Annotated in this window: 5 protein-coding genes; 2 read left to right on the top strand and 3 right to left on the bottom strand. The window is 61.6% G+C overall.

Annotated features, from left to right (window positions below):
* Positions 1-124 precede the first annotated feature (124 nt).
* Positions 125-622, top strand: coding sequence for a helix-turn-helix domain-containing protein (locus AB5164_RS08375; protein WP_368143118.1), 498 nt, complete (start codon positions 125-127; stop codon positions 620-622).
* Positions 623-642: 20 nt separating this feature from the next.
* Positions 643-1,494 carry an IS3 family transposase gene (locus AB5164_RS08370; protein ID WP_368143119.1) on the top strand — a complete coding sequence of 284 codons (852 nt, stop codon included), beginning with the start codon at positions 643-645 and terminating at the stop codon, positions 1,492-1,494.
* A 273-nt stretch (positions 1,495-1,767) separates the two neighbouring features.
* Here the strand turns inward: AB5164_RS08370 and AB5164_RS08365 are convergent, their stop codons facing one another.
* The 3 genes from AB5164_RS08365 to AB5164_RS08355 all read right to left on the bottom strand — a co-directional run.
* Complete coding sequence (locus AB5164_RS08365) at positions 1,768-2,799, bottom strand: 3-deoxy-7-phosphoheptulonate synthase (RefSeq protein ID WP_368143120.1); 1,032 nt, start codon at positions 2,797-2,799, stop codon at positions 1,768-1,770.
* A gap of 579 nt (positions 2,800-3,378) precedes the next feature.
* Complete coding sequence (locus AB5164_RS08360; protein WP_195620757.1) at positions 3,379-5,235, bottom strand: ABC transporter ATP-binding protein; 1,857 nt, start codon at positions 5,233-5,235, stop codon at positions 3,379-3,381.
* A partial coding sequence (locus tag AB5164_RS08355) for an ABC transporter ATP-binding protein (protein ID WP_368147970.1) occupies positions 5,235-6,728 on the bottom strand: 1,494 nt, incomplete at its 5' end. The genes AB5164_RS08355 and AB5164_RS08360, both read right to left, overlap by 1 nt.

Genomic DNA, 6,728 nt, shown 5'->3' with positions numbered 1-6,728 from the left:
GCCGTGATGCGCGACCGGGTGCCCTACCGGGAGTAGCCCCGACGGTTGACAAAACTATAGGAACACCCAATGACTACCCTGAACTGCCTCCCATTTCTTGGACACGAGAAATGGGAGGCTTTTTATGCGTGTCGACTTGAGAGTGAAACACGACATCGAGGCCAGGAAGGCGGCGATCGGGCTCTTCGAGCGGGGGCACGGCTTCAAGTCGGCGGCGAAGGCGCTGTCGGTCCCGCGCAACACCGTGAGACAATGGCTCTACGTATACCGGTCGTTCGGAAGCGAGGTGCTGCTATCCATGGACGGCAAGCAGACCAGGTACACATACGAGCAGAAGGTCGCCGCCGCCTCGGCCGTGGTCGACGGCGGCATGGGCAAGCGGGACGCCATGGAGGCGTTCGGGGTCATGTCCCTGGCGCCGCTCAAGAGATGGTGCGCGCTCTACCGCGAGGGCGGCGCCGAGGCGCTCAGGCCCAAGCCCAGGGGCAGGCCGAAGGGGTCCGGCCCCAGGCCGCGCGGGCGCACCCGCGAGCAGGAGCTCGAGGAGCGCTGCCGAAGGCTCGAGACCGAGGTGGCCTACCTAAAAAAATTGCGTGCCCTGGTCGAGAGGGACGGGCTCTGACCAGGGCGAAGGTCGAGACCGTGAGCGCCCTGCGCGAAGAGGGGTACGAGCTGGGGAGCCTGCTGGAGTGCGCCGGCATGGCCCGGTCCAGCTACTACTACGCGCTGTCGCACCCGGCCAGGCCGACGCGCCCGGAGCTGCGAGGCGCGGTGGCGGAGATCTTCTCGCGCACGGCCAACGGGTGCGGCCACCGCCAGGTCGCCATGTGCCTGTGCGCCGAGCTGGGCGCGCGCATAGCCTACAAGACCGTGCTCAAGATGATGCGGGAGATGGGGGTCCGCTGCGGCATCCGCCGCGAGACCGACTACCATAGGTACAACTCGTACAGGGGCGTCGTGGGCGAGACGTTCGAGAACGTCATCGGGCGCGACTTCGCCGCCGACGGGCCGTGGCAGAAGATGGGCACCGACGTCACCGAGTTCAAGCAGCCCTGGGGCAAGGCCTACTTCGCGCCGGTGTACGACTTCGGCAGCAAGGAGATAGTCGCGTGGTCGACGTCGACCAGCCCGAACATGGCGCAGCAGGCCGAGCTGCTCGACCAGCTGCTGGCGAAGATGCCCGAGGGCGCGACGCCGGTGCTCCACAGCGACATGGGCTGGCAGTACCAGCACGCCGCATGGTGCGGGAGGCTGAAGGACGCCGGGATCGTACAGAGCATGTCCAGAAAGGGAAACTGCATCGACAACGGTGCCACCGAGCAGGTCTTCGGCCACATGAAGGACGAGTTCTTCCGGGGAAGGACATGGCCCGACTTCGAGTCCTTCAAGGCGGACCTGGACGCGTACGTCGCCCATTGGAACACGAGGCGGAGGCAGGTTAAACTGAAGGGGCTGACCCCGGAGGAGTTCCGGAACCAGCCCCTTGCGGCGTAGTTCTTATTTAAGCCGTCCAAGTTTTGGGGTGCAGTTCACCCAAGGAGTGTCCCAAACCGCCGGCAGAAAAGGAGCGTCCCTAACTGCCACATCCGGAGCAAGATAACGCCGCAGGTAGAGGACGGACAGCGAGCGGGTCGCATTTGAGACAAGGTGACGTGAAACGAAAGGGCGCTGACCTTCTGGTCGCGCCCTTGAAGTTGAACGTCAGATTGTCTCAAATGCGACCCGCGCAGCGTCGAGCCGTTACGGCGTCTGGTAAAACGCCGTAACCTACACCCGTTCCGCGATCTCGCGGATGAGGTAGTCGGTCTTTTCCCAGCCCAGGCACGGGTCGGTGATCGACTTGCCAAAGACGCCGCCGTCGACCGGCTGGTTGCCGTCTTCTAGGTAGGACTCGATCATAAAGCCCTTGACCAGCTTGGAGATGGACTCGTTGCGGCGGCAGCTGTCGAGCACCTCCTTGCAAATGCGATACTGCTCCAGCGGACGCTTGCCCGAGTTGTCGTGGTTGCAGTCGATGACCGCTGCCGGATTGGCATAGCCGGCATGCTCGGTATAGCGCTCGGCCAGGCGTTCCAGGTGTTCGTAGTGGTAGTTGGGGTAGGTGCGCCCATCGAGACCGATGTAGCCACGCATAACGGCGTGTGCGAGCGGGTTGCCGTCGCACTCGACCTCCCAGTTGCGGAAGATGAAGCTCTGGTGCGCCTGGGCGGCGTAAATTGAGTTGAGCATAACGGTGGTAGAGCCGGCAGTGGGATTCTTCATGCCGACGGGTACCGAAATGCCGCTCGACACCAGACGGTGCTCCTGGTTCTCTACCGAGCGTGCGCCCACGGCGACATAGCTCAGCAGGTCAACGAGGTATTGGTAGTTGGACGGATAGAGCATCTCGTCGGCGGTGAAGAAACCCGTTTCCTCAATAACGCGCAGGTGCATATGGCGGATGGCCTTGACGCCCTCGAGCAGGTCGTCGGGAGCCTCGGGGTTGGGGTTGTGCAGCAGGCCCTTGTAGCCGGTGCCCTTGGTGCGCGGCTTGTTGGTGTAGACGCGCGGAATGATGATGAGCTTGTCCTTGGCCTCTTCGGCGGTCTTGGCCAGTCGGTTCATATACTCGAGCACCGAATCCTCGCGGTCGGCAGAGCACGGGCCGATGATGAGCACCTTACGTGCGTCCTCGCCGGTAAAGACTTTGGCGACCTCGGCGTCAAATGCCTGCTTTTTGGCGGTAAGCTCGGCAGAAAGTGGCATTTCCTCGCGGATCTCCATGGGGATCGGCAGCCTGCGTTTGAATTCCATGGCCATAGGGGTCTCCTCAATCTATAGAAAGAGCAATAAACGTATTGTCGAATGCTCGGCATTATCCGCTGTCGCACGCTAAAGTGCAAGCCCTTGCCACCCCGAAACCTGCCAAAAGGGACAGGTTTATTTTGGCAGGTTTTATATGGGGGAACGTCGGCGGATACCGGGAGGGAGTGGCGTCGCGCGGGACCCTAAGGCTATTGTCGGTTCCCCAGGAAACACCCTGTGGGCAAAAAATGCCAAATATGAGTACGGTTGCTAGCTTAGTAGCATATTGCCTTCGCAAAATAATAGACATAACAGCAAAATATGTTCATTAACGCAAACACATATAAGTCCGCTATAGGGCTGTTTGATCAATTTAGGGACGCGTGTAAGCCTTGAGAACGGCATTTGGGGCTGTTTTGGCTGTTACTAAAAGGGTAACAGTACTCATATTTGCCATTTTTTGCCCACGGGGCCTCGAAGGGGCTGTCAATCAGGTCCCAGGGGAGGCGGTTTGAGGGTCGCAGAGCAAAAACGGGGGCGCAGGTTGTCCTGCGCCCCCGTTTTCTGGGCATTGCGGTTGTTTGCCGCCGGTTGTTACGCCGCCTCGTCGAACTGCGAGTTATACAGGTCGGCGTAGAAGCCACCCTGGGCGAGTAGCTCGTCGTGTGTGCCCTTCTCGACGATGTCGCCGTCGCGAATTACCAAGATTACGTCGGCGTTGCGGATCGTGGACAGGCGGTGCGCGATGACAAAGCTGGTACGGCCCTGCATCAGCGCATCCATGGCGCGCTGAATAAGCTCCTCGGTGCGGGTGTCGACGTTGGAAGTCGCCTCGTCCAGAATCAGCGCCGGGCGGTCGGCCAAAATGGCACGGGCGATGGTCACGAGCTGGCGCTGACCCTGCGACAGGTTAGTGCCCTCCTCGTTAATCATAAAGTCATAACCGCCGGCAAGCGTATGGATAAAGTGGTCGCAACGTGCGGCGCGCGCGGCGGCTTCGACCTCGGCATCGCTCGCATCGGGGCGTCCGTAGCGGATGTTCTCGCGGATGGTGCCGTTAAACAGCCAGGTATCCTGCAGCACCATGGCAAACTCGCCGCGCAGCGCCGCGCGGTCCCAGTCGCGCACGTCGACGCCCTCGACACGCAGCGAACCGCCGTCCACATCGTAGAAGCGCTGCAGCAGCTTGATGAGCGTGGTCTTGCCGGCGCCGGTGGGGCCGACGATGGCGATGGTCTGGCCGGGCTGCGCCTCGCAGCTAAAGTCGTGGATGATGGTCTTGTCGGGCGTATAGCCAAACTTGACGTGATCAAACTCCACATGGCCGGGGCGCTTTTCGGGAATCTGCGCGTCGGCTTTCTGCTCCTCCTCGGGCGCGGCCAGGAACTCAAAGACGCGCTCGGTGGCGGCTGCCATCGACTGCATCGTGTTGCTCACGTTGCCCAGTTGCTGCACGGGCTGCGTAAAGTTGCGAACGTACTGGATAAAGCTCTGGATGTCGCCGGGCGTGGCGTTGCCGGTCAGTGCGAGCTGTGCGCCCACCACGACAACGCCCACGTAGCCCATGTTACCCACCAGGCTCATAAGCGGCATCATCAGGCCCGACAGGAACTGCGAGCGCCAGCCACTAATAAAGAGGCGGTCGTTTTGACGGTCGAACTCTTCGATCGAGGCCTCGGCGCGGTCGAACACCTGAATGACGTTCTGGCCGGCAAAGTCCTCCTCGATAATGCCGTTGACGGCGCCCAGAACCTGCTGCTGCTCGCGGAAGTACGGCTGCGAGAAGTGAATCATTACGGTCAAGATAATCGCGGCGGCCGGCAGCGTGAGCACGGTGACGCCGGTAAGCGGCAGGCTGATCGAAAGCATCATGACGAGCACGCCGATAATCTGCGTCACCGACGTGATGAGCTGCGTCACGCTCTGGTTGAGCGACTGACCCAGCGTATCGACGTCGTTGGTGATGCGGCTGAGTACGTCTCCCTTGCTGTGGCCGTTGAAGTAACTCATCGGCACGACGGCAATCTTGGCGGCGATTTCCTTGCGCATGCGGTAGCAGATCTTTTGCGTGACGCCGGTCATGAGCCAGCCCTGGACCAGGCTGCAGACAGAGCTCGCCAGATACAGGCAGAGCAAAAAGCCGAGCGTCTTGGCGATCCAGTCAAAGTCAACGTCGCCGGTGCCGTTGACCTTGGCGACCAGGCCTTCGAACAGCTTGGTCGTAACCTGGCCGAGCACCTTGGGTCCCACAATGTTAAAGATGACCGAGCACACGGCAAAGGCGACGGCGGCAAACACGGCAATCTTGTGCTGGCCGATATAGCCGAGCAGCTGTCTCATGGTGCCCTTAAAGTCCTTGGCCTTTTCGCCGCGACGCATGCCGCCCATGCGGCCCATGGGACCACGCTGGCGGGTGGGCTTGGGAATCTGAGTCTTGGTCTCGTCTGCCATTAGCGCTCGCCTCCTTCCGTGACGGCTGCAATTTCTTCTTGGGTAAGCCCCAGCTCCTCGGCGGAAAGCTGCGACTGTGCGATCTCCAGGTACGCCGGGCAGCTGCGCAGCAGCTCCTCGTGCGTACCGGTGCCCACCACGTGGCCGTCGTCGAGCACGATGATCTGGTCGGCGTGCATGATGGTCGCGATGCGCTGGGCCACGACCACGAGCGCGGCGTCGGTAATGTTTTTGGCAAGCTCTTCGCGCAGGCGAGCGTCGGTCTTGTAGTCGAGGGCGCTAAACGAGTCATCGAACACCACGACCTCGGGCTTTTTGGCCAACGCGCGGGCGATGGCCAGGCGCTGACGCTGACCGCCCGAAACATTGGAGCCGCCCTGGCTGATGGGGGAGTCGTAGCCGCCCTCGCGTTCGGCGATAAAGTCCTCGGCCTGGGCGATGCGCGCGGCCTGGCGCATGTCGTCATCGCTTACCATGTCGCCGGCAAACTTGAGGTTGCTCTCGACAGTGCCCGAGAACAGACGCCCCTGCTGCGGGATGTAACCAATGCGGCGGCGCAGCTCGGAAAGGGTCATGTCGCGCACATCGACGCCGTCGAGCGAAATGCTACCGCCCGTGACGTCATACAGGCGCGGAATCAACTGCACGAGCGTGGACTTGCCCGAGCCCGTGGAGCCAATGATGCCGAGCATCTGACCGGCATGCGTGGTGAAGTTCACGCCGCTGATGACATCGGCGCGGGCATCGGGATACTGGAAGCTCACGTCGCGGAAGGTGAGCTCACCGCGCGGCGCGTTGGCCGCGGGCAGTTTGGGCGAGGCGGGGTCGTTGATGCTCGTGGGGCAGGTGATGACCTCATCTACGCGCTCGGCTGCGACCTCGGCACGGGGCAGGATGACCGAAACCATGGTGAGGATCATAAACGCCATGACGATCTGCATGGTGTAGGAGATGAACGCCATCATGTTGCCGACCTGCATCACGCCGTCGGACACGCCCTGCGCGCCAAACCAGACGATAAGCACGGTGATGCAGTTCATGACGAGCATCATGAGCGGCATCATAAAGCTCATGGCGCGGTTGGTGTAGAGCTGCGTGGTCATTAGGTCGAGCGAAGCCTTGTCAAAACGCTCGAGCTCATGCTCCTCGCGGTTGAACGAGCGAATGGGCATAAGGCCGTCGAGCAGCTCGCGGGCGGTAAGGTTCACGCGGTCCACAAAGCTCTGCATCTTTTTGAACTTGGGCATGGTGAGGCCCATGAGCACGCCGACAACGGCCGAGACCGCGATGATGGCCACGGCGATGGTCCACTCCAGGCCGGTGTGGTTGGCCAGGACGCGCATGACGGCGACGATGCCCATGACGGGGGCCATCAGACACATGCGGATAAACAGGGTTGCGGCCATCTGGATCTGCTGAATGTCGTTGGTGCAGCGGGTGATGAGCGAGGCCTGGCTAAACTTGCCCACCTCGGCCGGCGAGAAGTGCATAAC

It is taken from the genome of Collinsella aerofaciens (genome assembly GCF_040915425.1).
In the GTDB taxonomy this organism is placed as follows: domain Bacteria; phylum Actinomycetota; class Coriobacteriia; order Coriobacteriales; family Coriobacteriaceae; genus Collinsella; species Collinsella aerofaciens_BW.
This window is presented reverse-complemented; position numbering and strand designations above follow the sequence as displayed.

What these genes read in the sequence shown, in the direction of transcription:
- AB5164_RS08375 (WP_368143118.1), top strand. Translation starts at nt 125, where the DNA reads ATGCGTGTCGACTTGAGAGTGAAACACGACATCGAGGCCAGGAAGGCG.
- AB5164_RS08365 (WP_368143120.1), bottom strand. Translation starts at nt 2,799, where the DNA reads ATGGCCATGGAATTCAAACGCAGGCTGCCGATCCCCATGGAGATCCGC.
- AB5164_RS08360 (WP_195620757.1), bottom strand. Translation starts at nt 5,235, where the DNA reads ATGGCAGACGAGACCAAGACTCAGATTCCCAAGCCCACCCGCCAGCGT.